At 48.2% G+C, this 1,999-nt stretch carries 2 protein-coding genes; one reads left to right on the forward strand and one right to left on the reverse strand.

The window, feature by feature from the left end; all coding sequences use genetic code 11:
* Positions 1–497 precede the first annotated feature (497 nt).
* Positions 498–980 carry a flavodoxin domain-containing protein gene (locus Q0198_RS04865; protein ID WP_297895656.1) on the reverse strand — a complete coding sequence of 161 codons (483 nt, stop codon included), beginning with the start codon at positions 978–980 and terminating at the stop codon, positions 498–500.
* A gap of 209 nt (positions 981–1,189) precedes the next feature.
* Between Q0198_RS04865 and Q0198_RS04870 the strand changes: the two genes are divergently transcribed.
* Positions 1,190–1,687: a hypothetical protein gene (locus Q0198_RS04870; RefSeq protein WP_297895659.1), complete on the forward strand. Its 498-nt coding sequence runs from the start codon at positions 1,190–1,192 to the stop codon at positions 1,685–1,687.
* Positions 1,688–1,999 lie beyond the last annotated feature (312 nt).

The raw sequence follows: 1,999 nt of genomic DNA on the forward strand, positions 1-1,999 counted from the left end.
ATCCTATCCGCGCGATTTTAAGCGGCACGACTTGTAAAATACAGCGACTTTTTGAACTAAAAATTTTAAAATTTTAATGCGGAGGCTCCGCTTTCAAGCGGAGCGTGGAAATTTAACGTGCGGTACCGCGCTAGCACTGCGGGCGAAATTTTGTCGCAAAAGCGAAATTTTATCGCACCAGTGGCATATAAGCATCGCAGGCGGAATTTATCGTTTATTGCACGAATAGTGCGCAAGTTGCTGCGAACTAAATTTTATCGCGGCAATTGTTTAGAGCTATTCGGCGCAGCGAGCCGGAATTTGCGGCTCCCGCTAGCGATAAATTTTACGCGGCATGAGCAGGCGGCGCTTGAATGCGGCGGAAATTCTAACGCTGTGGCGAGTAAAATTTAAGAGGGCTTCGCTCGGAAGCGGAGCGCGAAATTTAATGGGGAAATTTAGCGAGATTTGGGCTCATCGAGCCTAAATCTCGCTCGGTCGCATAAAAATTGAAATATTTAAAACTCGCCTCCAACTGCAGCGATCCACTTATCGGCTCTTGCCTGCCAGTGCTCGTCGCCCTTAAAATCGATCGTAAGACCCACGAATTTGCCGTTTATGAAGGCGCGTGAATGTTTAAATTTATAGCCCTCCGCGTCCCAAGCGCCGATGAGATCGGCCTTTTTAAGCACCGGCAAAAACGCGCTCATGCCGCTGCAAAAATCGTTGCCGTGGCGCTCGACGTTACCGACGCCTATAAGCGCGACCTTGCGTCCGTCAAAATCAGTTTTGTTTAAAAGCTCCAATTTGTCGTCAAATTTAGCCTGGATCTGTCCGTCGCCGTGCGTCGAAGCCGCAAAAATAAACGCGCCCGCTCCCGCCAAATCCTCCTCATTTAGCCCTTTGGCCTCCTTAATCTCAAAGCCGAGCTTTGAAGCGATATATTCGCTCACGACCTTCGTATCGCCGCCTTTGGTGGCGTAAACTAATAGTTTTTTCATTTTCTCTCCTTAAAAATAAGAATGATTCTAACAAAATAAGATAAATTTTGAGTGAAATAAAAATTTTATAAGGCGCTCAGATATAGCGCGATGCCTCGTATCCAGCTAATTTTAAGCGGCAGCGAGCCGGTAAATTTTAACGCCGCCGCTTAACCGCTCATATAAAAACCCGCAGTATAATGTCGCCAAGCTCATTACAAGGAGAGGATATGCGAAATTTTACATTATGTTTGATCGCCGCGATCGCGCTTTGCGGCTGCGCGACCCCGCAGGATCGATACGGCGGAGATGTTTATGACGCGAGCGAGACGAACCGCATGAGACAGAGCGATCGAATCGAGATCGTCGATGTCCTGCCTGCCAAAATTAACGTAGAGCGCTCCGAGGGCAATACGGGTAAAATTTTAGGCGGCGTCGCGGGCGGCACTACGGGCGCCATCATCGGGCATAAGCTCGGCAAACATAGCAGCAGTAGGCGTCTAGCCGAAACCGTGGGGCTCATAGGCGGCGCAGCAGTGGGCGCGGTCGCCGGAGATGCGATCCAAAACTCCCAAAAGACGGTGCAGGGCTCCAACATCATCTACAAACTAAACGGCAAGGAGTACTCATCCGTGCAAGCCAACCCGCCGTGTAGATTTAAGCGCGGCAAAGCTCTGCTGATCCACACGGGTAGCGAAACGCGGGTGCAGCCGAACTCGGAATGCTAACAGAACTCGGTATGTTAAATTTAAAGCCGCCCAAAGCTTGCGGTGGGATTTTAAAATTTCACCGAGACGTTTTGAATTTTACCGCGACATTTAAAATTTTAAAAGCGGTGTTTTAAATCCCAAAGCGGCGCGGCTTTTGAAAACGGTGCCGCTAAAATTTGCGGGCGATCGAAATTTTAACTCTACAAAATTTTAAGAGCCCGCTAAAATACTTTAATATATAATCGCCGCTTAAAAACATGGAGCGGCGATGAAAAAATTCTATCTTAAAATTTCAGCATTCGCGTTTATAACGGCATTTGCAGCGATCCC

This window comes from uncultured Campylobacter sp. (assembly GCF_938045205.1).
Classification (GTDB): domain Bacteria; phylum Campylobacterota; class Campylobacteria; order Campylobacterales; family Campylobacteraceae; genus Campylobacter_B.